At 71.3% G+C, this 23,610-nt stretch carries 24 protein-coding genes; 13 read left to right on the forward strand and 11 right to left on the reverse strand.

Going from position 1 to position 23,610, the window contains the following annotated elements; translation table 11 throughout:
• The 6 genes from SCAB_RS18275 (at position 1) to SCAB_RS18300 (ending at position 3,511) form a co-directional block, all read left to right on the forward strand.
• Positions 1–300, forward strand: coding sequence for a gas vesicle protein (locus SCAB_RS18275; RefSeq protein ID WP_013001555.1), 300 nt, complete (start codon positions 1–3; stop codon positions 298–300).
• Positions 275–703, forward strand: a complete 429-nt coding sequence (locus SCAB_RS18280) for a gas vesicle protein K (RefSeq protein WP_013001556.1) — start codon at positions 275–277, stop codon at positions 701–703. The genes SCAB_RS18275 and SCAB_RS18280 overlap by 26 nt, the downstream gene beginning before the upstream one ends.
• A 48-nt stretch (positions 704–751) precedes the next feature.
• Entirely contained in the window at positions 752–1,237 is a 486-nt protein-coding gene (locus SCAB_RS18285) for a nucleoside deaminase (protein ID WP_013001557.1), read from the forward strand.
• The gene (locus SCAB_RS18290; RefSeq protein ID WP_013001558.1) at positions 1,194–2,195 is read left to right on the forward strand and encodes an isopenicillin N synthase family dioxygenase; all 1,002 of its coding nucleotides are present in this window, start codon (positions 1,194–1,196) and stop codon (positions 2,193–2,195) included. Before SCAB_RS18285 ends, SCAB_RS18290 begins: the two co-directional genes overlap by 44 nt.
• Positions 2,196–2,340: 145 nt before the next feature.
• Entirely contained in the window at positions 2,341–3,132 is a 792-nt protein-coding gene (locus SCAB_RS18295) for a hypothetical protein (protein ID WP_013001559.1), read from the forward strand.
• Complete coding sequence (locus tag SCAB_RS18300; protein ID WP_013001560.1) at positions 3,125–3,511, forward strand: GntR family transcriptional regulator; 387 nt, start codon at positions 3,125–3,127, stop codon at positions 3,509–3,511. Before SCAB_RS18295 ends, SCAB_RS18300 begins: the two co-directional genes overlap by 8 nt.
• Before the next feature lie 39 nt (positions 3,512–3,550).
• Here SCAB_RS18300 and SCAB_RS18305 read toward each other — a convergent pair whose 3' ends face one another.
• The 3 genes from SCAB_RS18305 to SCAB_RS18320 all read right to left on the reverse strand — a co-directional run bounded on the left by SCAB_RS18305 (position 3,551) and on the right by SCAB_RS18320 (position 5,544).
• Positions 3,551–4,324: an RIP homotypic interaction motif-containing protein gene (locus tag SCAB_RS18305; RefSeq protein ID WP_060889025.1), complete on the reverse strand. Its 774-nt coding sequence runs from the start codon at positions 4,322–4,324 to the stop codon at positions 3,551–3,553.
• A gap of 585 nt (positions 4,325–4,909) precedes the next feature.
• Positions 4,910–5,338 (reverse strand): DUF7848 domain-containing protein, encoded by a 429-nt coding sequence (locus SCAB_RS18315; RefSeq protein ID WP_013001563.1) that lies wholly within the window; start codon positions 5,336–5,338, stop codon positions 4,910–4,912.
• Positions 5,335–5,544 carry a hypothetical protein gene (locus tag SCAB_RS18320; protein ID WP_013001564.1) on the reverse strand — a complete coding sequence of 70 codons (210 nt, stop codon included), beginning with the start codon at positions 5,542–5,544 and terminating at the stop codon, positions 5,335–5,337. The genes SCAB_RS18315 and SCAB_RS18320 overlap by 4 nt, the downstream gene beginning before the upstream one ends.
• A 122-nt stretch (positions 5,545–5,666) precedes the next feature.
• Between SCAB_RS18320 and SCAB_RS18325 the strand changes: the two genes are divergently transcribed.
• From SCAB_RS18325 to SCAB_RS18330, 3 genes are all read left to right on the forward strand, one after another.
• Entirely contained in the window at positions 5,667–6,680 is a 1,014-nt protein-coding gene (locus tag SCAB_RS18325) for a helix-turn-helix domain-containing protein (protein ID WP_013001565.1), read from the forward strand.
• Positions 6,628–6,750: a DUF397 domain-containing protein gene (locus SCAB_RS49275; protein WP_234369950.1), complete on the forward strand. Its 123-nt coding sequence runs from the start codon at positions 6,628–6,630 to the stop codon at positions 6,748–6,750. Before SCAB_RS18325 ends, SCAB_RS49275 begins: the two co-directional genes overlap by 53 nt.
• 73 nt (positions 6,751–6,823) lie before the next feature.
• Positions 6,824–8,791: a hypothetical protein gene (locus SCAB_RS18330; RefSeq protein WP_107285594.1), complete on the forward strand. Its 1,968-nt coding sequence runs from the start codon at positions 6,824–6,826 to the stop codon at positions 8,789–8,791.
• Positions 8,792–8,850: 59 nt separating this feature from the next.
• Here the strand turns inward: SCAB_RS18330 and SCAB_RS18335 are convergent, their stop codons facing one another.
• The 6 genes from SCAB_RS18335 to SCAB_RS18360 all read right to left on the reverse strand — a co-directional run bounded on the left by SCAB_RS18335 (position 8,851) and on the right by SCAB_RS18360 (position 16,355).
• Entirely contained in the window at positions 8,851–10,491 is a 1,641-nt protein-coding gene (locus tag SCAB_RS18335; protein ID WP_041669352.1) for an alpha/beta hydrolase, read from the reverse strand.
• A 225-nt stretch (positions 10,492–10,716) separates the two neighbouring features.
• Entirely contained in the window at positions 10,717–11,844 is a 1,128-nt protein-coding gene (gene ccsB / locus SCAB_RS18340; RefSeq protein ID WP_013001568.1) for a c-type cytochrome biogenesis protein CcsB, read from the reverse strand.
• Positions 11,841–13,598, reverse strand: a complete 1,758-nt coding sequence (gene resB / locus SCAB_RS18345) for a cytochrome c biogenesis protein ResB (RefSeq protein WP_013001569.1) — start codon at positions 13,596–13,598, stop codon at positions 11,841–11,843. The genes ccsB and resB overlap by 4 nt, the downstream gene beginning before the upstream one ends.
• 24 nt (positions 13,599–13,622) lie before the next feature.
• A complete protein-coding gene (locus tag SCAB_RS18350) occupies positions 13,623–14,402 on the reverse strand; it encodes a cytochrome c biogenesis CcdA family protein (RefSeq protein WP_037723032.1) in 780 nt (259 codons plus the stop codon).
• 10 nt (positions 14,403–14,412) lie between these two features.
• Complete coding sequence (locus SCAB_RS18355; protein ID WP_041669354.1) at positions 14,413–15,012, reverse strand: TlpA family protein disulfide reductase; 600 nt, start codon at positions 15,010–15,012, stop codon at positions 14,413–14,415.
• A gap of 65 nt (positions 15,013–15,077) precedes the next feature.
• A complete protein-coding gene (locus SCAB_RS18360; protein ID WP_049875735.1) occupies positions 15,078–16,355 on the reverse strand; it encodes a polysaccharide deacetylase family protein in 1,278 nt (425 codons plus the stop codon).
• Positions 16,356–17,067: 712 nt separating this feature from the next.
• Here SCAB_RS18360 and SCAB_RS18365 point away from each other — a divergent pair.
• Positions 17,068–17,598: a hypothetical protein gene (locus SCAB_RS18365; RefSeq protein ID WP_148274211.1), complete on the forward strand. Its 531-nt coding sequence runs from the start codon at positions 17,068–17,070 to the stop codon at positions 17,596–17,598.
• 119 nt (positions 17,599–17,717) lie between these two features.
• Here SCAB_RS18365 and SCAB_RS18370 read toward each other — a convergent pair whose 3' ends face one another.
• Complete coding sequence (locus SCAB_RS18370) at positions 17,718–18,392, reverse strand: histidine phosphatase family protein (protein WP_013001574.1); 675 nt, start codon at positions 18,390–18,392, stop codon at positions 17,718–17,720.
• Positions 18,389–19,708 (reverse strand): glutamate-1-semialdehyde 2,1-aminomutase, encoded by a 1,320-nt coding sequence (gene hemL, locus SCAB_RS18375; protein WP_013001575.1) that lies wholly within the window; start codon positions 19,706–19,708, stop codon positions 18,389–18,391. The genes SCAB_RS18370 and hemL overlap by 4 nt, the downstream gene beginning before the upstream one ends.
• A 979-nt stretch (positions 19,709–20,687) precedes the next feature.
• Here hemL and SCAB_RS18390 point away from each other — a divergent pair.
• The 3 genes from SCAB_RS18390 to SCAB_RS18400 all read left to right on the forward strand — a co-directional run bounded on the left by SCAB_RS18390 (position 20,688) and on the right by SCAB_RS18400 (position 23,556).
• Positions 20,688–21,125 (forward strand): hypothetical protein, encoded by a 438-nt coding sequence (locus SCAB_RS18390; RefSeq protein WP_003974483.1) that lies wholly within the window; start codon positions 20,688–20,690, stop codon positions 21,123–21,125.
• 186 nt (positions 21,126–21,311) lie between these two features.
• Entirely contained in the window at positions 21,312–22,202 is an 891-nt protein-coding gene (gene bla / locus SCAB_RS18395) for a class A beta-lactamase (RefSeq protein ID WP_013001578.1), read from the forward strand.
• Positions 22,203–22,290: 88 nt separating this feature from the next.
• Complete coding sequence (locus SCAB_RS18400; protein WP_013001579.1) at positions 22,291–23,556, forward strand: pyridoxal phosphate-dependent aminotransferase; 1,266 nt, start codon at positions 22,291–22,293, stop codon at positions 23,554–23,556.
• Positions 23,557–23,610: the final 54 nt, after the last annotated feature.

A 23,610-nucleotide genomic window follows, 5' to 3' on the forward strand; every position in this document is an offset into this window, starting at 1 on the left:
ATGTACGGCGACCTGTACGGCGACCCCGACGGCCCTGCCGTGTACGCCGACGACGACCGCCCGATCAGCGGGCGGCAGGTCGCGCTGATCGATCTCCTCGACCGGCTCCTGAGCGGCGGGGTGGTCCTCACCGGAGACCTCGTCCTCAGCGTGGCGGACATCGACCTGGTGCGGGTGTCGCTGCGGGCGGTGATCGTCGCCGTACGCGAACAGATGGACGAGCAGTGGGCATTGGACCTGCCCGGGCCGGCGCCCCTGGAAGGAGGCGGCACCGATGACGGTCCCGGACCCCCGGTCTGACGGCGGCCCCCACGGCGACCGGCTCCGGGAGGTGGCAGACGCCGCGAGCCGCGCGTTCTCCCTGCTTCCCGCGCGGCCGGAGGACCTTCCCCCGCCGCCGCCCGCCGGGCGGCCCGGCCCGGGAGCCGTCGCCCGGCGGCTGCGCACCGACCCCGACACGGTCGAGCGGGACCTCGTCCGCCTGGTCCTCACCATCGTCGAGCTGCTCCGCCAGCTGATGGAACGCCAGGCCCTGCACCGCGTCGACCGGGGCGGTCTCACGGAGGACCAGGAAGAACGGCTCGGCATGACCCTGATGGTCCTGCACGACCGGATGACCGAGCTCTGCGACCGCTACGGCCTCACCCTGGACGACCTCAACCTCGACCTCGGCCCCCTCGGCCCGCTCCTCCCGCCGCCCTGATCCGGCGCCGGGCAGGTGGGAGAGGCGTCCCGCGGGCAGAGTGGGGTCATGGACCAGGCACAGGCACGCGCATGGCTCGCCACCGCCGTCGAGGAGGCCCGGACCGGGCTGGCGGAGGGCGGCATCCCCATCGGGGCCGCGCTCTACGGACCGGACGGCACGCTGCTCGGGCGCGGCCACAACCGCCGTGTCCAGGACGGGGACCCCTCCACGCACGCCGAGACGGCGGCGTTCCGCGCGGCGGGGCGGCAGCGGACGTATCGCGGCACGACGATGGTGACCACGCTGTCGCCGTGCTGGTACTGCTCCGGGCTGGTGCGGCAGTTCGGGATCTCGCGGGTCGTCGTCGGGGAGGCCACGACCTTCCACGGCGGGCACGACTGGCTCGCCGAACACGGCGTGGAGATCGTGCTCCTCGACGACCCGGAGTGCGTGGCCCTGATGCGCGACTTCGTCCGACAGCGACCGGCCCTATGGAACGAGGACATCGGTGACCCCAGCGACATCGGCGACGGCAGCGGCAGGGGCCGGTAGGCCCCGCATCCCCACCATCGACCTGCGCCCCTGGCGCGACGGCGGCCCCGGGGCCCGCGCCCGGATCGCCCGCACCGTCGACGAGGCGCTGCAGAGCGCCGGGTTCCTCCTCGTCACCGGCCACGGCGTGGACCCGGCCCTGCGCGCCCGCGTCCGGGAGGCCGCCCGCGCCTTCTTCGTGCTGCCCGCCGAGACCAAGCGGGCGTACGAGGTCAAGGTCGGCGGGCGGGGCTGGCTCGGGCCGGGCGCCGAGGCCAACGGGTACGCGGAGGGGACGGAGACCCCGCCGGACCTCAAGGAGTCGCTGACGTTCGCGACGCACGAGCCGTTCGACGACCCGGTCGTGAACGCCGAGTGGTACGCGCCGAACGTGTGGCCGGCCGAGGTGCCGCACCTGCGGGCGCTCTGCGAGGAGTACCTGGCCCGGATGGGCGAGCTGGAGAACCTGCTGCTCACGCTCCTCGGCGAGGCGCTCGGTCTGGAGCCGGACTTCTTCTCCCGGCACATGAGCCACCCCACCTACGGCTTCAACATCAACTGGTACCCGGGCACGGACGTCATCGGCGACCCGGTGCCGGGCCAGTTCCGCATCGGCCCGCACACCGACTTCGGCACGGTCACGATCCTCGACCGGCAGGCCGGGAAGGGCGGGCTGCAGGTGTTCACCGACGAGGGCGGCTGGGAGGACGCCCCGTACGACCCCGCCGCCTTCACCGTCAACGTCGGTGATCTGCTGGCCCGTTGGACCGGGGACCGCTGGCGCTCCGGGCGCCACCGGGTGCTGCCGCCCCCGGCCGACGAACCCACCGAGGAGCTGATGTCGCTGGTGTACTTCGGCGAGTGCACCCCGGGCACGATCGTGGAGTCCGTGCCCGCGCCGGTCGGCCGGGTGGCGCACCCGCCGGTGGACTCGCACGTCTACCTGCGGGCGCAGCTGGACTCGATCACGGTCGGCTGACCTCCCGCCGCCGCCCCTCTCCTCCCCCGGAAGCACATCCGCCCCGGCGACCGCCTCATCTTGTATCGAGTGTTTGACACAAGATCCCGCCCCACGGCATCTTGTACTCACCGCTTGATACAAGATGATCCGGGGGGATCTCCGCATGCTCGACACCGCCCCGTTCCAGCACCGGCTCCTCGACCATGCCGACCACTACGCCCGCTGGTCCGGACTGGCCATCGGTCTCGTGGCCGCCCAGGCGCTGTCCACGCTGGGGGAGGTCGAGTTCGAGCAGCGCGTCGTGTTCTGCCTGACCGCGTTCGGCCTGTGCGCGGTGGCCGGGGTCCTCCTCGCCGACGCACTCACCCTGCGCCCCCAGGAGGCGGTCCGCACCGCGAGTCTCGCCCCGCGCCTGGTCAGAGACCATGTCCCCCCGCACATGGGCCCGTTGATCGCCCTCCAGGGAATCTCCCTGGCCGTCCTGCTCGTGATCACGGCCGCCACGGCCTCCGTCGACCCCGCCCGCATCCTCAGTACGGGCAAGGTCCTCACCCTCACCTGCAACGGGATGCGCGCGACCGCCGGGCCCTGGCCGGGCCTCTACTACACCCTCCCGATGTTCGGCGCGCTCGCCATAGCCACCCCCACCTGCGTCTGGGCCCTGCGCCGCATCGCGCACGGCCCGGGCGGGGAACAGCAGCGCCGGGACCGCGCGTGGGCGGTCACCGGGGCCTGGGGCCTGCTGGTGTCGAGCCAGCAGCTGTACGCCGTGCTGATGGTCTCCCTCGCGCTCACGGAGACGGGCTGCGCCGGCGTGCTGGGCGTGCTCACCTTCTGGGTGTTCTACCCGCTGGCCCTGCTCAACCTGTTCACCGTCGTCTGGTCGCTCGTCACCGTGGTGGCACCCCGGGCCGTCGACGACGAGGCGGCAGAGGGGCACTTCGACGATGAGTGAGGCCGCCGTCCGCGTCGACACCACCAGCCAGGTCCCGCCGTACGAGCAGATCCGCGCGCAGCTCGCCGCGCTGATCGTCACCGGGCGGCTGGCCGAGGGCGACCGGCTGCCGACGGTCCGCCAGCTGGCCACCGACCTCGGACTCGCCCCCGGCACCGTGGCCCGCGCCTACCGCGAGCTGGAGGCCGGCGCACTGATCCGCACCCGCCGGGGCGCGGGCACCCGAGTGGCAGCGCCCCCCACCGGCCCGGTCCGGCCGCACACGGTGCAACTCGCCACACTGGCCCGCGACTTCACCTCGGCGGCCCGCGCGCTGGGAGCCGACACCGAGGCGATCGTGGCCGCCGTCCGCGAGGCGCTGGGCCCGGACCGGCCGTAGGCGCCGTCGTGGCGCGTCAGGAAACACCGCGCACCCGACTCACAACCCCTCACCCCGACCCAGCATCCGGCGTCGGCGTGCGACCACATCGGCCTCCCGCCTCATGTCGCGGACCAGCCTCCGCCCGTTCAACTCGGCGGTGAGCCGCGCTTCGTCGATGGCCCTGCTGCCGCGTCCGACGGTGACGCCGTCGTACCCCTGGAGCGTTCCGGACCGCTGCGGCGGGTGGGGCGGGGGCGCGAAGGACGCCGCGCGAAAGGCTCGGTGGATCTCGTCCGAGAGCGCGTCGGCCGTCGCCCGGCCGGTCACCACGTCGACCAGCGCCTCCCTCAACCCCGGGCTCTCACGCAGAAGTTGCCGCTCGTCGACCCTGGGGCGCGGGCACACATAGGCGAAGTCGTTGTACTGGCGGCGGTGTTCACCGACCTGCACGTCCCGGCAGTGGCGGATGAACACGAAGGACTGCCCCCGGCCCGCCCCGACCGGGGGCGGCACGGCGGAGGCCCGCGGCACGCTCCGGCCCCCGTCCTCCCGCCGGACGGCACGCAGTTCCACCGCGTCCCGCCGCACGCTCCACGTCCGGGCACCCAGCTTCCCCATGACGGCGGCCCGCTTGTCGGGGTTCTCGGGGTCGAGAGCGAGTGCGGCGAGCCGTTCCCGCACGTCGGCGCGGCGCAGCACGGGGGCGAAGTCCAGGTGCGGGGTGCGCAGGCGGTAGGTGTACTGGTTGTACTGCTCGTTGTGATCACCGACCTGTACCCCGCGGCATCCCACGATCAGGACCGCTTCGCACAGCAGGCCCCGCCGGACCACCCGCACCCGCCTCCGGACCGCCCTCGGGCTCTCCCCGCCGGCCGGGGGCGGGGGAGGCGGCAGGGGGCGCGCCGACCGGACTGGCACGGCCGGGTCAAGGCCGCCGCCAACGTGACGGCCGGAGTTCTCGCCCCTCATACCCGCCCCCCTGGGCGTCGGCGGCTCCGACGCGGCCGCCCGCCGTAGTTGATCTGCGTGCCGTCGCCCACCGACACGTTCTCGGATTCGATGATCTGCGTGTGATACGTCGCGCCCCCGCCGGGCGTCGCCGCGTCCGGCCCCACCGGCGCGCTCCCGGTGCCGCCTCCCGGACCGGGGTCAGGTCCCGGCGACGCACTCTCCGAAGCCGCCGAGGCATCCTCCGGTCCCGGCAACGCCGCGCGCTGACGCCTGCGCCTGAACCACTCCACGACCCCCTCGGACACACCTGTCTGGGTGCCCGCCACGACACCGGCGACCAAGGCCGCGGCGACCAGAGCAAGGATCTCCATCAACGCCGTCCCACCCTCCGGCCGACAGTGAGACCGTCCTACCCGGCCCACTACGCGGTAACCCGATAATCTCCCTAAAAGACTGACAAAGACATCACAACGGCACCTCTTCCAGCGGCTCCAGCACCGAGTAGTCGCCGAAGCTCCGCCGGTAGCGCAGGTGCCGGGTCTCCTGCGTGTGCCTGCGCTGCCACTCCTCCACGGCCGCCGCGTCACTCCGTACGCCCGACTCCGCGCCGCACTCCGTCTCGTCCCCCGACACACACCGCGCCTCGTACTCCGGCTCCGCCGTCGCGTCCTGCGCGATGACGTACGGCACGTACCGGAACACCCGGCGCGTACGGCCGCCTCCGGTGTGCTCCCGTCGCTGATGGTGCCGCAGCAGCACGTTCGCGTCGGTCTCCGCGCTCCGGTCGTACCGGGCCCGCGCCTCCCCGCGCCGAACGTCCAGCTCGGCGCAGGCCGCACAACCCGGCACCGGAACGGGCGGGCGCTCCAGCTGCTCATCCCGTCGCAACGTCACACCCTCCTCTTCGTCCGCTGGTTGGCCGCCCGCACCTGCGCCCCGATCCGCTCCGCCGCCGTCGCCGGCCGCAGCGTCCCGGGGTCCGCCTCCCACTCCCGGCCACCGCCCACCGGGCGCAGCATCGCGTACGGCCCGACCCTGTCCCGGTACTCCCCCACGCGCCGCGTCCGCGGATCGTAGACAAGCTGTCCTTCTGGTTCCACGCGCACTCCACAGCCCTGTTCCGTCACTCTGGGTGTACACAGCGTCGCGGAAGGGAACGGTCGCCTTCAATGCGGTACGTGTGGCACTGCGCCTTTGTCACGGGCAGCACGAGGGGGACGTCATGACACGGCGGAACGCGGAAGGGGCGGGCGGGGCGGGGAGTTCGGCCCTGTTCGGCGAGGTGCTGCGGCACTACCGCGAGGCGGCCCTGCTGACGCAGGAGGCACTGGCGAGAGAGGTCCCGTGCGACCGTTCGCAGGTGGCGAAGGTCGAGGCGGGCACGCGGGTACCGAGCGAGCAGTTGGCGAAGCGGTGCGATGAGGTGCTGGACTCGGGTGGGGTGTTGGCCCGTATCTGGGCCAAGGTGGACTGGTATCCGGCCGTCCAGCATCCGGATTGGTTCGAGCGCCGGGTGGAGATGGACTCGGTGGCTGTCGGGCTGCGGGCGTACCAAGAGCAGCTCATCCCGGGCCTGTTGCAGACGCCGGCCTACGCACACGCACTGTTCTCCCAGGTCGTGACCGGCGACGAGGCGGACGAGCGTGTCCGGGCCAGGATGAGCCGCCAGCCATGCTTCCTGGCCGACGGCGGCCCGCTGTACGTCGCGGTTCTGGACGAGAGCTGCCTGCGCAACGCGGTCGGGAGCCCGGAGGTCATGCGTGACCAGTGCGCCCATCTGCTCAGCGTCGGACAGCGGCCCAACATTCGCATCCAGGTGGTTCCGGCGGATCTCTACGGTCTCGTCCGCCCCAAGGTCTCCATGTCGCTGATCGACCTGGCCGACGAGCGCTGGGTCTACTCGGAGTCGCAGCACAGCGGCCATTTCACCAACGATCCGGCGGCCTACGCCCGCGACAGCCAGACCTATGATGTGCTCAGAGCGGACATCCCGTCAGCCCGCGAGTCCGCCGCTCTGATCAGCGACGTGATGGAGGGGTACGAGCGTCATGGACAGGTACGACCTGAGCACGGCGATCTGGATCAAGAGCAGCCACAGCGGCAACGACGGCGGCGACTGCCTGGAAATGGCGACCTGGATCAAGAGCAGCCACAGCGGCGACAACGGCGGCGACTGCATCGAAATCGCCCCCGATATCCCCGGCCTCGTCCCCGTCCGCGACAGCAAGAACCCTGACGGCCCGGTCCTGGTCATCAACCGATCCGCCTGGCTCTCCTTCATAGGCGCCGTGCGGTCGGGTTCGTAAGCGAACGGGCAGACTTCGCCGTACTCCGAAACAACTGCCCCTCTCTCCACAGCTGTTGATAACCACAGCAGCTATGACAACGGCAACGGCGACACCGCCGACCCACGCCCTCTCCGGGATACCCACGGCATACGGGCACTCCGAGGAACTCCCCTTCATCGTGCTGGCGGGAGCCCGGGGCCTCGGCAAGAGCACGGCTCTGCGGGAGCTGCGGGCGGCGTACCGCAGCCGTACTCCCGTCGCACTGATCGACGGTGAGGAGACACGGTTCGACCGGCCTCCCCCGGGACGGCCCCCGGAGACCTGGTCGCCCGTGTACGAGGCGCTGTCGGCCGTCGCGGAGCAGCTCGGTGAGCCCGTGGCCGGGGCGGGGCGGATCTCGTTCCCCCGGCTGGCGTGCGGGCTGCTCGCCGTCGCGGCCGGGGGCTGGGGTGACCGCGGACTGCCGAGGATCTGCGCGGAGGCCGAGCGGATCCTGCTGCTGAGCGACACGGGCGGCTGGCTGGCGGGACGGTGGGTGGGGAAGGCCGTGGCACGGCTGGTGTCGTCGCTGTCGGCGCAGGGGCGGCCGGCGGTGGAGGCGATCATCGAGGCTGCGCTGGAGGCGTTCAGCGAGGGGATGTCGTCCTCGCACCGGCGGCTGCGCCGGGGCGCGGTCTGGTACCGCGACCACCCGCACGCGGCCGGGAGCCCCAAGCGCGGCCTGGTCCTCCTGTCACGGCACTTCAGGGCGGGCGGCGACGCCCGGACCCACGCCGAGCACCATCTCGTACGGGCGCTGCTCGCGGACCTGGACGACGCGTACGCGGGGGTCGTGCCACGCCCGCAGCGGGCGGGGCGGCCGGTGATCCTGCTCGACAACGTGCAGGAGGCGGCGGGACGGAGGCTGCTGGAGTCGGTGCTGCGGGACCGGGCCGACGGAAGGGCCGACCAGGTGGCGTTCTTCGCCGGACTGCGGGGGCAGGGCCACCCGGCGCTGCGGCACGCGGCCCGCCGCACCCTGCCGGAGGCGACCGGTTCCGGCGGCTGGACACCGGGCGTCACGCCGTCGTCCCACGCCCTGTTGATCCCGATGCCCGCGCTCTCCCCCGAGAACACGCTCCATGTCATCGGCGCGGCCTGCGCGGGCGTGCCGGTTCCTCCCCGGCTGCCGTACGCGACACACCGGCTGACCGGCGGCAGTCCGCTCGGCACGGCGCTGATCGCCGAGTCGGCCCGCCAGAACCTGCCCCGAGGGGTCACCACCCTCACCGGGCTGTTGTCCGCCGCCATGGTCGTGCACGACGAGGACGAGGACCACGGCGAACGCCCCACGTACCGGGTCCTGCTCGACCGTCTCCTCCCGAACGAGCGTCACCTCGACGCGCTGGCCGTTCTCGCCGCCGCCCACGACCGTGACTCCGCGCTCGCCCTCGCCGGGTCCCGGCTCCCGGACGGCTTCGACGAGTCGGCCGTCCTGGCCCTGGAGGACCGCCTCGCCCGGGAGGGCCACGCCCCGACGCCGGGTCACTTCGTGGGCGACCCCTTCCTGCGGACCCTGCTCCTGCTCGGGCTGCGCGACCGGGACCCGGACCACAAGCGCAGCCGGTCGGTCCACCGCACCCTGGCCGACCACTACGGTCCGGCCCGCGCGGCCCACCGGGCGCACCACGAACTCGCCCTGGGGAACGCGGACCTCGCGGTGGCGCACCTCTGCGACACGTTCCACGGGACGGACCTCCGCACCTGGCTGACGTCCCTGGCCTTCATCGCGTCGGCCCCGCACGACGACGGCCCGAACGGCGACGGCCCGGACGACCGGGGCGCGGTGGCCCTCGGCCGCCCGGACCCGGCCCTGCACGCGCGCGTGCGCCGCGTGCTGCACGCGGTGTGGCAGCTGACGGATCCCCTCGTCCTGCCGGACCCGGAGGTCGCCGAACGCCTGGGCCGAGAGCTGGAACAGCTATCCGCCGGCCGACCGGCCGCGGACGTCCTCCTGCGGCGGGCGTCGAGGGACTGGCCGGACGACGCGCTCGCGGGCCGCCCCCTGCGCGTGGGGTGACCCGCGATCCAGCCCGAAGGGGCGGACCTCGCCAGGAGGTTCCGCCCCGCCTTCACGGCTCAGAAACGGTCCGGGGCGCGCTCCGGAAGCGGAGAACCGGGGAGCATGTCCCGCTGCCGGTTCTTCCGGGCCTCCTCGTTCGAGCCGGTCGTCGCCTCGCAGGTCACGTCCTTCGCCGGGAGCTTCCCGGTGAGGAGGTAGCCGTTGACCGCGCCGTCCGAGCAGGCGTTGCCGCTCGGATAGACGCCGTGGCCCTCGCCGCCGTGCACGGTGACCATCTTCGAGCCCTTCAGGTCGGCGTGCAGGGCCTGACCGCTGGGCAGCGGGGTCTGCGAGTCCCACTCGTTCTGGACGACCAGGGAGCCCACCTTGTTGTTCACCTTGGTCGCCCGTTCCGCGGACTTGTCCCAGAACGCACAGGGTTTGATGCTGGACGCGAAGTCACCGAAGAGGGGGTAGCGGCGCTTGTCCGCGATGGCGTCCCGTCGGTAGCTCTCGGGATCGCGGGACCACGCGGCCGAGTTGTCGCCGCACACCACGGCCCAGAAGCTCGCCATCCCGTTGTCGGACGGCACCTTGGCGGCGGCGACGGCACCGGCCGTCCGGGACCTCTCGGAGCCGGCGAACACCGCGAGCTTCCTCGCGGAGGCGGGCTGGCCGGCCGCGGCCTTCTTCAGCTCCATCATGATGTCGGAGGCGAACTCCGGGCTGAAGACCGCCCCGCGCATACCGCTGCGGATGTCGTCACCGGTGACCGCCTGCCCGTCCACCTCGATGGGCTTCTCACCGGCCTGCGCGACCAGGTCCCAGAAGGTCCGGTCGACCTTCTTCGGGGTGTCACCGAGGCCGTAGGTCGCCGAACGTGCGGCGGCCCACTCGGTCCACCGGTCGAACGCGGGCTCGGCGCCCTCCGCCCACCACTGGATCATCCCCCGCCAGGCGCGCGCCGGTTCGACCGCGCTGTCCAGCACGAACCGGTCGGCCCGGCCCGGGAAGAGCTGGGTGTAGACGGCGCCGAGGTAGGTGCCGTACGAGTAGCCCAGGTACGAGATCTTCTTCTCACCGAGGATCGCCCGGATCAGATCCATGTCACGGGCGGTGTTGCGCGTGGTGATGTGCCGGAGGGTGGCGCCCGCCTTCTTCTCGCACTTGTCCGCGACGGTGCGGGCCCAGGCGACGTCCTTGGCGAACGTCTTCTTCTTGTAGGGCCGCAGCCAGTCCTCCTCCTTCGGCTTCAGACCGCAGGAGACCGGGCTGCTCCGCCCCACACCGCGCGGGTCGAAGCCGATGAGGTCGTACTTGCGCTGGGCGGCCTTGGGCAGGATCTCCTGGACCCCCAGCGGCATGAAGAGCCCCGAGCCCCCGGGGCCGCCGGGGTTGGAGAACAGGACACCGTGGCGCTTGTCGGGCGCGGTGCTCCTCAGCCGGGATATGGCCAGGTCGATCCGCTTGCCGCCGGGGGCCCGGTAGTCCAGCGGGACCTTGATGGTGGCGCACTTGAACTTCGCGGGAGCGTCGGCGTCGCACCGCTTCCACTTCGGCTTCTGCTTCACGTACGGGTCCAGCGCGCCCGCGGCGGTCGACGCGGAGGCGGTCGACAGAGACGTGGCCGCCGGGAAGGCCGCCGGAGCGGCGGTTGCCGTGGAGGTGGCGAGTGCGGGGACCAACGTAGCCGTGACGCTCACGGCTAACAGGGGCATGAGACGTCTTCTGCGCACGAATTCGATCCTTCCGGTCACACGTTCGGACAGGAAAGATCATTCAAGAAAGAGCCACCCCTGTGGATCCCCCACCGGGCCGCCCTTCCCTCCCCCCTGGGAAGGAGACGACCGCGGTGGGTGATACCGGAGTTGTAGAGAAAACGGACCGGACGGCGTAGGCCGCGACGCCGCCGACGGTTCCGCTTCCTAGACCCGAGGAGGCGGTCAGGCCCCCACGGACCGGAGCGCCGCCAGGCCCACGTCCGCGTAGGAGTGCTTGCCGCTGACGAAGATGTTGACGCCGTAGTAGTTGAACAGCCAGCAGGCGAAGGCGACGATCGCGATGTACGCGGCCTTGCGGCCCTTCCAGCCGGCCGTGGCCCGGGCGTGCAGGTAGCAGGCGTAGGCGACCCAGGTGATGAACGACCAGGTCTCCTTGGGGTCCCAGCCCCAGTAGCGGCCCCACGCGTCGCCCGCCCAGATGGCGCCCGCGATGATCGTGAACGTCCACAGCGGGAAGACGGCCGCGTTGACGCGGTACGAGAACTTGTCGAGGGAGGCCGAGGCGGGCAGCCGCTCCATGACGGAGGTCGCGAACCGGCCGGGCCGTCCGCCGGCCGCGAGCTTGCTCTCGTAGGAGTCCTTGAACAGGTACAGGATCGTGCCGACCGCGCCCACGTAGAAGACCGCGCCGCAGAAGATCGCGGTGGAGACGTGGATGTAGAGCCAGTACGAGTGCAGGGCGGGAACCAACTGGTCACTGGCGGTGTACAAGACAGTGACGGCGAGACCGAGATCGAGGAGGACCGTCGTGATCAGCGGAAGCCCGAGCCAGCGGACGTTCTTCTTCAGCACGAGCAGCGCGAGGTACACCCCGACGGCCACGGTGGAGAAGGTGATGTTGAACTCGTACATGTTGCCCCACGGCGCCCGCTGCACCGAGAGGGCCCGGGTGAGCACCCCGCCGAATTCGACGAGGAAGGCCAGCACGGTGAGGGACACGGCGATACGGCCGTAGAGGTCGCCCTGCTCGTCCCCGCCGTGCGCGCCGGGCCCGTCCGGCACGTCCCGGGCACCGGCGGCGGCCCGCACGACCACCTTCGGCCGCTCCAGGACGCTGGTCCCGCCTGCGGACTGCACCGTCACCGCAGGCGCGTCGGCCTTCTTGGCGTCCTTGGCGTCCTTGGTGCCGGCGGTCAGCGCGGCGGCCGTACGGCCGACCTTGCTCCGGCTCCCGAAGAGCCACTCGGCGATGTAGGCGAAGAAGGCGAGGGTGTAGACGGCCATCGCGGAGTAGATCAGCGTGTTGCTGATGTTCGCGAGGTTTTCGTTGGTGGCGGCGGCGAGAGTCACTGCTGCTCAGCCCCTTCGGACGGTACGGCTGGAGGTTGGGGGGTGGTGTGGTGCTCGGGACCGGTCGCGGCGTCGGGCCCGGTCTCGGCGGCGGTGGGAGCCTTGTCGTGCACGGCGGCCGCCAGGTCGCCCAGCTCCTCCGGCACCTTCGCCGACTCGCTGCGGCCGAGCCCGGCCATCTCGACGACGGTGACCCCGTCGGGGCCGGCCACCGCGCGCACCCACACCCGTCGGCGCTGGATGAACAGCGATCCGGCGAGACCGAGAATGGCGGTGATCGCGCCGCCGAGGGCCCAGCCGCTGCCGGGCTGCTGGGTGATCTGGAAGCCGGCCCACTCCTTGACCCCGTCGAAGGTGATCGTGCCCGCGCCGTTCGGCAGCGTCATGGACTCGCCGATCTTCAGGTTCTCCCGCACCTGGGCGCCCTTGGAGTCCTTGAACCCCTTCAGCTTCGACTTGTCGAGCTGGTACACGCTCTGCGGGATGCCCCCGTCGACCCGGAGGTCACCGTGGTACGGCTCCAGGTTGAGCACGGGGTTCAGCAGCGCGGGGTACTGCGAGACCACGGCGGTGTTCTTGCCGCCGTACGTCGGGAGGAAGAAGGCCTGGATACCGAGCTGGTCCCACTTGCCCGCGGCGTCGGTGTAACCGTCCATGACCTTGATCGCACCGGTGGAGGTGACATTGGAGTCCAGCGGCAGCAGCGGCGCGGCGTCCTGGAAGACGACCTTGCCCCGCCCGTCCTTGATGGTGAGGACGGGGGCGTATCCGTGGCTGACGAGGTAGACCTTCGAGTCGCCGATCTCCAGCGGCTTGTTGACCTCGATCCTGGTCGACCGCTGCTTGCCGTCGGCGCCGACCGCGTAGTCGACGGCGGCCTCGAAGACGCGCGGCGTGCCCTTGTTGGGGCCGCTCGTCTCGTATGTGGCCCGGAAGCTCTTGAGGTCGAAGCTGAACGGGTTGAGGTCGTCGGCGGTGAAGAGATTGCCGGACTTGAAGTCGTCGTACAGGGGGAGGACGTTGGAGAAGCCGTCACCCTCGACGATCAGCTTGTTGCCCTCGGACCGGTAGAGCTGGCCCCAGGCGAAGGCGACGAGCATCACGATCAGGGCGATGTGGAAGGCGAGGTTGCCCGCCTCGCGCAGATACCCCTTCTCGGCGGCGACGGCGTCCCCGGCGACATGGGCGCGGAACCGGCGCTTCTTCAGCGCCTGCAGCGCGGCCTCCCGCACCTGCTCCGGCGTGGCCTGCGTGCGCCAGGTCGCGTAGGCGGGCAACCGGGTCAGGCGCCGGGGCGCCCCCGGCGGACGGCCGCGGAGCTGGCCGACGAACTGCCCGGTGCGGGGCACGATGCAGCCGATGAGCGAGACGAAGAGAAGGATGTAGATCGCCGAGAACCACACCGAGCTGTAGACGTGGAACAGCCCGAGCTTCTCGTACAGGGGCCCCAGGGTGTCGTGCCGCTGCATGAAGTCGGCGACGCGGGACTCGTCCTGGCCCGACTGCGGGATCAGGGAGCCGGGGATGGCCGCGAGCGACAGCATGAACAGCAGCAGCAGCGCGACCCGCATGGACGTCAGCTGCCGCCAGAACCAGCGGGCCCAGCCGATCACCCCGAGCGAGGGCAGGTGGGGCGCGTCCTCCTCCGGCGCGGTGGACAGCTGCGAGCCGGCGGCACCGAGGTCGTTGTCGTCGGGGGTCCCGCTCGCGGGCCGGGCGGCGTTCTCGCGGTTGCCGGAGTCGGTCGTCGTCATTGGCTCAGGTCCGTCGTCATTGGCTCAGATCCCAGGGGTGAAACCGGCGGACCAGACCTGCATCTCCTGAATGATGCGGTCCCAGGCGCCGGTCAGCATGAGCAGTCCGATCGTGATCATCATGCCGCCGCCGATGCGCAGCACCCACACGTAGTGCCGCTTGACCCAGGCGAAGGCGCCGAGCGCCTTGCGGAAGGCCACCGCGGCGAGCATGAAGGGCAGGCCCAGCCCCAGACAGTACGCCACCATCAGCAGGGCCCCGCGACCGGCGCTGGCCTGTTCGAGGGCGAGGGCGTTGACGGAGGTGAGGGTGGGTCCGATGCAGGGAACCCAGCCGATGCCGAAGAGCGCGCCGAGTATCGGGGCGCCCACGAGCCCGGTGGCCGGCCTGGTGTGGAAGCGGAACTCCCGCTGGGTGAACCAGGGCATCAGCCCCATGAAGAAGAGCCCCATGGCGATCATGAGCCCGCCGAGCACCTTGTTCAGGATCTCCTGGTGCTCCAGCAGGGTCTGGCCGAAGAACCCGAAGAGCGCGCCGCCGGACACGAACACGAAGGTGAAGCCGAGGACGAACAGTCCGGCCCCGGCCACCATCCGGCCCCGGCGGGCGTCGACCAGGTCGGTGCCGCCGACGCCGGTGACGTACGACAGATAGCCGGGCACGAGCGGCAGGACGCAAGGGGAGAAGAAGGAGACGAGTCCGCCGAGGACGGCGATCGGCAGGGCCAGCAGCAGGGCGCCGTTGAAGACGGTCTCGTTCATCTCGGTGGCGGTCGTGGTCAGCGCGGCGGCCGTGACGGACATTCCGGGCACGTCACTTCTCCGCGAGGATCGGCTTGAGCATCTTGCGCAGCTTCTCCTCGCTGAGCGGCTGCTGCGTGCGCACGGCGAGCTTGCCCTCCCGGTCGATGACCAGCGTGGAGGGGATCAGCTGCGGGTTGAGCGAGCCCTTCTCGAAGCGCAGCAGCAGCTTGCCGGTGGGGTCGTAGAGGCTCGGGTACGTGACCTTGTACTGCTCCTCGAAGGCGAGTGCCGGCCGGGTGCTGGTGTCCCGTGTGTTGATGCCGACGAACTGCACGCCCCGGCCGGCGAGGTCCTGGGAGACCTTCACCAGGTTGGGCGCCTCGGCACGGCACGGTGCGCACCAAGAGCCCCACACGTTCAGGACGATGATCTTGCCCTTGTAGGCGGAGAGGTCCAGCCGGTCGCCGTCGATGGTCTTGCCGGAGAGATCGGGCGCGGTGTCCCGGTCCCCCTTCTTCACCGTCGCGATCCCGTCGGAGCCGGTGATGAACCCGGTCTGCCCGCCTCCGCCCTCGATGCCGCCGCCCGCACAGGCGGACAGCGTCAGGACCAGGGCGGCGGCCCCGGCGGAGAGCAAAGCGGCACGACTGCGGCTCGTACGGACACTCATGTGAAAAGTTTCGCATGCCCGTTTCGGGGGCTTCGGGCGGGGTCACCGGCCCCCTTGTCCGCAGGTCAGGCGGCTGAACCGGCCCCCAGGAACTCCTTCCACCCGCCTGTGGGCTGCTGGCCCACCCCGAGGGTCTGGAGCTTGGCGAGGACCTCCGGGGTCTGAACGTCCATCCAGTCCACGAACTGCCGGAAGGACACGATCCGTATCTCCCCGTCCTTGGCCTTCTCCTTGGCCCGCGCGATGTGCTTCAGGGCCTCCTCGACGGCGTCCATGTAGACCCCGCCGTTCCACTCCTCGAAGTGGTTGCCTATGAACAGCGGCGCCCGGTTCGTCTCGTACGCGCGCTGGAACCCGGCGACGTACGCGCCGGTCGCCTGCTTGCGGTAGGCCGGGTAGTTCGCGGGCGGGGCCTGGGTGGAGTTCTGCGACTGGTTGAACATGATGTTGTAGTCCATGGACAGCACCTCGAAGCTGCGGCCCGGGAACGGCACGGACTGCAGCGGCAGATCCCAGATGCCCTGCTTCTTCCTGGGCCACATCTGGAGGCCGCCGGGCGAGGAGGAGTCGTAGCGCCAGCCCAGCTCGCGGGCCGTGGGCAGCAGGTTCTCCTGCCCCAGCAGACAGGGCGTGCGGCCGCCGATCAGCTCCTTGTCGTAGTCGAACGGCAGGGATTCGACGTCCGTCCAGCCGCTGTTGGTCCGCCACTCCTTGACGAAGGACTTCGCCTGCTCGATCTCGCTGCGCCACTGCTTGGGCGTCCAGTTCCCGACCGAGCCGGAACCGCCGCAGAAGTGACCGTTGAAGTGGGTGCCCATCTCGTGTCCGTCGAGCCATGCGGTCCGCACGTGACCCAGCGTGGACTTGATGTGTTCGTCCGTCAGATAACCGATGTCGGAGGCGCCGGGGGCGTTGTTCGGCGGGAGATACACGCGCTTTTTCGACTCCGGCAGGAGATAGATTCCGGAGAGGAAGAACGTCATATGGGCGTCATGGTCCCGACCGGCCTTCAGGAACCGCTCGAAAAGCCCGTTCCCGACGTCTCCGGCCCCGTCCCAGGAGAACACCACGAACTGCGGCGGCTTCTCGCCGGGCTCCAGCGGCCGCGGCCTGCCCGGCTGGTTCGGCTGCTTCCCCGTGTACGAGGTCGAGCCGTCACCCAGCGGCTTCGCCTTCTTGCCGGGCCTGTGCTTCTTCCCCGGCTTCTTCCCGTCGCCCCCGGATCCGCCGGCCTCGTCCGGCTTCCCCCCGAGACCCGTCCCGCACCCGGTCAGCCCCAGCCCCGCGGCCGCCCCCGCCCCGACACCGAGCCCGAGCATCCCCCTCCGCGATATCTCGCGCATTACATTCCCCTCGGTCGTTCCACGCACCCGTTCACGTGAAGCACACCGACTGAGAGGCACGACAGGACGAACGGGTTCCCATTGATCTCCGAAGAACGAAAATCTTTACGCCCCCGGAAGTCAAGTGTTGCGTCCGGGGTCCCCGGAAACCGAGTGTGGCGTCCGGGGCCCTGGAGCCGAACGACCCTTCCTGATGTCCCGTGGCCGAGCACTCCTGGCAGGGCACGAACACCGGCACACGGCCGACGACCGCACGCCGTACGCCGCCGCGTGACCCGGCGTTCGATCCGCCCGTCGGTTGCCGGTCCTTGCCGGTCTGCTGCCGGTTGTCGCCGGTCGTGAGGCATCACGGTGCTCGATGAGCGGCAATTTCGCAGATCAGCAGGGTGGACGGGACGGCGCGGCGGATACAGAGGGACTCCCGCATTTCTGCAAGGGCCGCTTTCTAGGCTTTGCGGTGTCGGACAACGCCGCGGGCCGCAGGCCGGAGGCGTTCCGGCCCACGCCGGAGAAATCCGTACAGCCCTCCGGTGTCTTCATCGCAGCGGTAGCGCCGGCCGCTCCACCGGAGCGGGGACCGGTCGAGCATCACCGGTCGTGCATCACCGGTCTGCGCATCATCCTGACCCATCAATGCGAGGGAATCGACATGTCCTTACCGCACATGCCTCGTCACGTCCGCGGGACCGTCCGGTGCCTGACGATGGCCGCCGTGAGCACCGCCGCCCTGCTGGCGGCGATCCCGGCCGCGAACGCATCGTCGCCCACCGACGCCGCCGCATCGGCTCGGGCCGGCACCACGGGCCGCTCGTCGGTGAGCCGTAGCTTCACGCTGCCCAAGGGCACCACACGGGCCACCCTGTCCCTGGGCGCGTCCAAGGCCGAAGTGGTCAAGGCTCCGCAGGACACGATCACTTGTGTCCTCACGGTCTACAGTCCGTGGTTCACCTTCGTGGGCGGGACTCCGAGGATAGCCACGCAGGCCGAAACCACGTGCAGCTCGTGGGTGACCTCGCTCAGCATCGCGGCCGAACTCACCCGCAACGGGGCGACGGCCTCCGTGGGCGACAACCAGAACAACTTCTCGTCGTCCATCTCGGTCGACACGGCCGCCCCGTGCGCCGAAGGCTCGTGGGTCGCCCACGCGGACGGCGACATCATCTACCCGCCCCTGTTCTGGCCGCCGAGCGCTGACCTCTCCGTGCAGAGCCGTGCCTTGCCGGTCAGCATCTGCCGGAACTAGTGAGGCCGGGGACTGGCGCGGTCGCTGACGCTCCGTTTCCAGTCCCCACCGCCTCGCACCGCACCCGCGGTTCTCCCGCCGGAGCGAAGCGCGGAGCGCTCACGCTCCGAAGGGAGCGCTCACGCTCCGAAGGCCTTGCCCTTCCCCTTCACCGGCTTGGCCCCCGCCAGCAGATGCGCCGGCACCAGATCCCGCGCGGGCTCGCTGTACCCGACGGACACGATCTTGTCGCCCTGGTACGTGAACGTCGTCAGGGACGCCAGCGTGCACTGCCGCCGCCGCGGGTCGTGCCACAGCCGCCGCCGCTCGACGTACGACCGCACGATCCAGATCGGCAGCTGGTGCGAGACCAGCACCGCCTCGTGCCCCCGCGCCGCGTCCTTCGCCGCGTCGAGCGCCCCCATCATGCGGACGACCTGGTCGACGTACGGCTCCCCCCACGACGGCTTGAAGGGGTTGACCAGGTGCTTCCAGTTCTCCGGCCGCTTCAGCGCACCGTCGCCGACACCGAACGTCTTGCCCTGGAAGACGTTGTCCGCCTCGATGAGCCGCCCGTCGGTCGCGAGGTCCAGCCCGTGCGCCTTGGCGATCGGCGTCGCCGTCTCCTGCGCCCGCTCCAGCGGGGACGCCACCACGTGCGTGACGTCCCGGGACGCCAGATGCTCGGCGACCCGGTCGGCCATCCGCCGCCCGAGGTCGGAGAGGTGGTACCCGCCGAGGCGCCCGTAGAGAATCCCGTCCGGGTTGGCGACCTCGCCGTGCCGCATCAGATGGACGACTGTGATGTCACTCATGCTGCCGAAGCCTCCGCTGCTGCCCGCGCCGCCGCCGGAAGGGCGTCGGCGATCCGCTGAACCGCCCGCTCGTCGTGCGCGGTCGACACGAACCACGACTCGAACGACGACGGCGGCAGATAGACGCCCTGCGACAGCATCGAGTGGAAGAAGGCGTTGAAGCGGAACGACTCCTGCGCCTTGGCCTCCTCGTAGTTCCGCACGGGCGTGTCCGTGAAGAACACGGAGAACATGTTGGAGGCGTTCTGCAGCGTGTGCGCGACGCCCTCCTTGGTGAGTGCCTCGGTGACGAGCCCCTGGACCTGCGCGGAGACGGCGTTCACGGTGTCGTACGCCGCCTCGTCCAGCAGCCGCAGCTGCGCAAGGCCGGCGGCGGTCGCGACCGGGTTCCCGGAGAGCGTGCCGGCCTGGTAGACGGGCCCGGCGGGCGCGAGGTGCGCCATCACGTCGGCGCGCCCGCCGAAGGCCGCGGCGGGGAAGCCGCCGCCCATGACCTTGCCGAAGGTCATCAGATCGGGGACGACACCGTCGACACCGAACCATCCGGCCCGGCTGGTGCGGAACCCGGTCATGACCTCGTCGGAGACGAACAGGGCGCCGTGCTCGGCACACACGTCCCTGAGGCCCTGGTTGAAGCCCGGCAGCGGCGGTACGACGCCCATGTTGCCGGGGGACGCCTCGGTGATGACGCAGGCGATCTCGCCGGGGTGGGCGGCGAAGGCGGCCCGTACGGCGTCGAGGTCGTTGTAGGGCAGCACGATGGTGTCGCCGGCCTGGGCACCGGTGACGCCCGGGGTGTCGGGGAGCGCGAACGTGGCGACCCCGGAGCCGGCGGCAGCCAGCAGCGAGTCGACGTGACCGTGATAACACCCGGCGAACTTCACGACCTTGCCGCGGCCGGTGAAGCCGCGGGCCAGCCGGATCGCGGACATGGTGGCCTCGGTCCCGCTGGACACCAGCCGCACCTGCTCCAGCGGCCCGACCCGGTCCACCATCTCCTCGGCGAGCGCGACCTCGCCCTCGCCGGGCGTACCGAAGGAGGTACCGCGCGAGACGGCCTCCGTCACGGCGGCGATGACCTCGGGACGGGCGTGCCCGAGGATCATGGGACCCCACGAACACACAAGATCCACATATTCACGGCCGTCGGCATCCGTCAGATAAGGACCGGTACCGGACACCATGAACCGGGGCGTACCGCCCACGGCACGGAAGGCGCGCACGGGAGAGTTCACGCCGCCGGGCGTGACGGCCGCCGCGCGCGAGAAAAGAGTCTGCGAAACTGGGGCTTCGTACGGATAGCTCACACAGGCCATGGTGTCAGAGGCTCCGGAGATCCCGCCGACTGGTGTTTGCGCACACGTTTCGGCGAGCGGTCGCGGGGGAGGTCACTGACACGATGATCGGGTTGCGCGGCGGGGGTCACGCGGCCCAGAAATGCGTTCGGGTGGAGATATGCATCGCGGTGGCGGACTGGGCGACGGGACCGGTGACCTCGGTCCTCGTCGTGCCCGGCGGGGCAGGCACCGACGCGAGGCGGAGGAGGCCGCGGAGACCCGTCAGGAGCGCGGCGCGTCCACCGACCGGGGCGCCTCGGCCGATCGCGGCGGCTCCCCGGAGCGGAGCGCTCCGGGCGAGCGGACCGCGCCGGGCGAGCTGAGCGGAGCGGCGGGTCCCGGCGGTCCGCAGGGGGCGGCGCCGGTGCCGCCGCACGTGCCCCCCGCGCCCTCGACACCTCCCGTACCGCCCGTGCCGCCGCCCCCGGTCGTGCCACCGGCGTCGGCGGGGCCGTCGGCGTCGGCGGGGTCACAGCCCCCGCACACCCCGCAGGGTCGGCCGGGCGTGTACGGTCCGCAGGGTGCACACGACGCACACGGTCCGCGGGGCGACGCCGACCGTACCGACCACACCGACCGTCCGGAAGCGGGTTCCGGCCGTCCCGAGACCGGTGGCGACCGTATACAGAGCGGTTCCGACCGGGTCCCTTCCCATGGTTCCGACCGGATCCAGGGCGCCGGGCCTGAGCGGATCGGGCGCCGCAGCCGTATGGACGGTATGGACCGTATGGATCGTGCCGATCATGTGGATCGCGTCAATCGTGTGGACGGAATGGATCAGACGGACCGGATGGACCGGCCTGACCTGGTGGATCGCAGGAGTCGCGCGGAGCGCAGGAGCCGCGCGGACCGCAAGGACCGTACGGACCGCGTCGAGAGCGCGGACGGCACGGGCCGTGCGGACGGCCTGGACCACGTGGTCAACCGGCTCCGGGCGGGGAGCGGGAATGCTGGTCGGGTGGGGGTGACGTACAAATACTTCGGCGCGCCCGACGGCGCGACCGCGGCCCGTGTCCCGATCTCGATGCGCCCCGAGGAACTCGGCGGCGACGAACTCGGCATGAACGGCATGTTCACCAAGATCAAGCCGGAGACGATGGCCGCGATGGTGCTGACCGGCATCGAAGGCGTCCCCCTGCACAAGGTGCCCCCGCTGGAACTGGTCGTCCTCCACCCCGACTACGCGGTCGTCAAGCTCCCGATGACCGTCGTCGACCCGCTCCGGGGCATCGGCGAGGAGGCGGTCGGCGCGGCCGCGTTCATCTGGTCCACGGTCCCGGACCGCGGCGGCCCCCGCGACGCCTTCAACGTCTACCAACTGCTCCACGAATGGCAGGACTTCAGCCACCGCCTGCACGAGGCGGGGCACCAGCCGTACTGCCTGGTGTGGCCGTGAGCTGACCTCCTGGAGGTCCGGGCGGGGTTTCACGACCCCGCCCTCGTCATGCGCCCGCCCGCGTCCCGGACACGAAACCGGGTGTCCCGGTCGTCGCGTCCTGTGTACCGACAGAGATCGTTCTCGGGTACGGAGGAAATCTTGCGGACCGTAGGAACCACAGGAGCGCACCCTCGCCGTCGCGCGATGCTCGGCCTGGGTGGTCTGGGCGTCGCGGGTGTTCTCGGGTCGCTCGGTGCCGGGTCGGCGTATGCCGCGGCCCCCGGTGACGCGGGGCTCTGGCGGCGGCTGGGCGAGCTGGAGCGGGAGTACGCCGCGCGGCTGGGGGTCTTCGCCCACGACACGGCTACCGGGCGCACGGTGGCGTACCGGGCGCACGAGCGGTTCCCCCTCTGCTCGGTGTTCAAGGCCCTCGCCGCGGGGGCCGTGTTACGGGACCTCGACCGCGACGGCGCGTACCTCGGCAGGCGGATCTTCTACACGAAGGAGTACGCCTCGGCGGCGGGCTACAGCCCCATCACGAGCACGGACGAGAACGTCGCGGCCGGGATGACCGTCGGGGAGCTGTGCGCCGCCACCGTCTCGCACAGCGACAACGGGGCGGGGAACCTGCTGCTGCGCGAGCTGGGCGGGCCCACCGCGATCACCCGGTTCTGCCGCTCGCTGGGTGACCGGGCGACCCGCCTCGACCGCTGGGAGCCGGAGCTGAACACGGCGGAACCGTGGCGGATCACGGACACCACCACCCCTCGGGCGATCGGCGGGACCTACGCGCGGCTCCTGCTGGGCCGGGCCCTGCCGGACGCCGACCGGGAGCTGCTGACCGGCTGGCTGATCGCCAACTCGACGAACGTGGAGCGTTTCCGGGCCGGCCTGCCCGCCGGCTGGACGCTCGCGGACAAGACCGGCGGCGGGTCGGCGTACGGGGTCGCCAACGATGTCGGCGTCGTCTGGCCGCCGGGGCGTCCGCCTCTCGTCCTGTCCGTCCTGTCCACCAAGTACGACCCGGCGGGCCCCACGGACAACGCGCTGGTGGCGAGGGCGGCGGGGCTGGTCGCGGGGGCGCTCACCGCGTAGCGGACACCGACCGGGGGCAGGGGCCGGTGCCGTCCGCACGTCGGTCGGTACTGGCCCCGGGCCGCCTCTCGGCCGCAGCATGAGCGGCATGAGTGATGTGAACGGCGTGAGCGACGTGAGTGATGCGAGCGGCATGAGTGAGGTGAGCGGTACGGGTGGGCCGGGGGACACCGGGGGCGTGCGGGTCTCGCGGCGGGCCCGGGCCGTCGCCCCCTTCTACGCCATGGAGTTCGCCAAGCAGGCCGCCTCGCTGACCGCGCAGGGCCATGACGTCGTCAAACTCAGCCTCGGGGAACCGGACTTCGGCGCTCCCCCGGCCGTCGTGGCGGCGATGCGGGAGGTCATGGACGGGCGGCCGATGACGTACACGGCGGCCCTTGGGCTGCCGGCGCTGAGGGAGGCCGTCGCCGGGTTCTACGGCGACCGGCACGGCGTCGAGATCGACCCGGGGCGGGTCGTCGTCACCGCCGGTGCCTCGGCCGCGCTGGTCCTGGCCACCGCCGCGCTCGTCGACCCGGGTGACCAGGTACTCATCGGCGACCCCTCCTACCCCTGCAACCGGCAGATCGTCGAGAGCTTCGGCGCCGAGGTGACCCTGGTGCCGACCACCGCCGCGAGCCGGTTCCAGCTGGACGCGGCGGCGGTGCGGGCGCACTGGACGGACCGTACGCGCGGGGTGATGGTCGCCACCCCCTCCAACCCCACCGGCACCTCCGTTCCCGCCGACGAGCTGGCGGCGCTCTGCGACCTGGCCCGGGAACGCGACGCGTGGCGTCTCGTCGACGAGATCTACCTCGACCTCGGGGACCACGACGAGCGGGGCCGGCCGCCGCGCAGCGCGCTGTCGTACGACCCCGGGGCCGTCGTGATCAACAGCTTCTCGAAGTACTTCGGCATGACCGGCTGGCGGCTCGGCTGGTGCGTCGTCCCCGAGGCGCTCGTCCCGGCGCTGGAACGCCTCGCGCAGAACTACTTCCTCTGCGCCTCGGCTCCCGCGCAGCACGCGGCGCTCGCCTGTTTCACCCCCGAGTCGCTGGCGGTCTGCGAGGCCCGCCGGGTGGAGTTCGGCGAGCGGCGCGCGCTCGTGCTGGACGGGCTGGAGCGGATCGGGCTGCCGGTCCCGGTACCGCCCGACGGGGCGTTCTACGTCTACTTCGACGTCGGCGGGACCGGACTGACGTCGTGGGAGTTCTGCGAGCGGGCGCTGCGGGAGGCGCATGTCGCGCTGACGCCCGGCCGGGACTTCGGCACGCACACCGCCGACACCCATGTCCGCCTCTCGTACGCGGCCTCGGCGGACGAACTGCGCGAGGGCATCACCCGACTGGGGAAGTTCCTGACGACCCTGCGGTGACCGTGACCGTGACCGTGACCGATGACCCGTGACCGGTGGCCGGTGACCCGTGAC

Source organism: Streptomyces scabiei 87.22 (assembly GCF_000091305.1).
GTDB classification, from domain to species: domain Bacteria; phylum Actinomycetota; class Actinomycetes; order Streptomycetales; family Streptomycetaceae; genus Streptomyces; species Streptomyces scabiei.

Excerpts from the sequence above, each read along its gene's own strand:
- SCAB_RS18285 (WP_013001557.1), top strand. The coding sequence starts at position 752 with ATGGACCAGGCACAGGCACGCGCATGGCTCGCCACCGCCGTCGAGGAG.
- SCAB_RS18300 (WP_013001560.1), top strand. The coding sequence starts at position 3,125 with ATGAGTGAGGCCGCCGTCCGCGTCGACACCACCAGCCAGGTCCCGCCG.
- resB (WP_013001569.1), bottom strand. The coding sequence starts at position 13,598 with ATGACGACGACCGACTCCGGCAACCGCGAGAACGCCGCCCGGCCCGCG.
- bla (WP_013001578.1), top strand. The coding sequence starts at position 21,312 with ATGCTCGGCCTGGGTGGTCTGGGCGTCGCGGGTGTTCTCGGGTCGCTC.
- SCAB_RS18370 (WP_013001574.1), bottom strand. The coding sequence starts at position 18,392 with ATGAGTGACATCACAGTCGTCCATCTGATGCGGCACGGCGAGGTCGCC.
- SCAB_RS18360 (WP_049875735.1), bottom strand. The coding sequence starts at position 16,355 with ATGCGCGAGATATCGCGGAGGGGGATGCTCGGGCTCGGTGTCGGGGCG.
- hemL (WP_013001575.1), bottom strand. The coding sequence starts at position 19,708 with ATGGCCTGTGTGAGCTATCCGTACGAAGCCCCAGTTTCGCAGACTCTT.
- SCAB_RS18295 (WP_013001559.1), top strand. The coding sequence starts at position 2,341 with ATGCTCGACACCGCCCCGTTCCAGCACCGGCTCCTCGACCATGCCGAC.
- SCAB_RS18280 (WP_013001556.1), top strand. The coding sequence starts at position 275 with ATGACGGTCCCGGACCCCCGGTCTGACGGCGGCCCCCACGGCGACCGG.
- SCAB_RS18330 (WP_107285594.1), top strand. The coding sequence starts at position 6,824 with ATGACAACGGCAACGGCGACACCGCCGACCCACGCCCTCTCCGGGATA.
- SCAB_RS18275 (WP_013001555.1), top strand. The coding sequence starts at position 1 with ATGTACGGCGACCTGTACGGCGACCCCGACGGCCCTGCCGTGTACGCC.
- SCAB_RS18400 (WP_013001579.1), top strand. The coding sequence starts at position 22,291 with ATGAGTGATGTGAACGGCGTGAGCGACGTGAGTGATGCGAGCGGCATG.
- SCAB_RS18325 (WP_013001565.1), top strand. The coding sequence starts at position 5,667 with ATGACACGGCGGAACGCGGAAGGGGCGGGCGGGGCGGGGAGTTCGGCC.
- SCAB_RS18350 (WP_037723032.1), bottom strand. The coding sequence starts at position 14,402 with ATGTCCGTCACGGCCGCCGCGCTGACCACGACCGCCACCGAGATGAAC.
- SCAB_RS18355 (WP_041669354.1), bottom strand. The coding sequence starts at position 15,012 with ATGAGTGTCCGTACGAGCCGCAGTCGTGCCGCTTTGCTCTCCGCCGGG.
- SCAB_RS18335 (WP_041669352.1), bottom strand. The coding sequence starts at position 10,491 with ATGCCCCTGTTAGCCGTGAGCGTCACGGCTACGTTGGTCCCCGCACTC.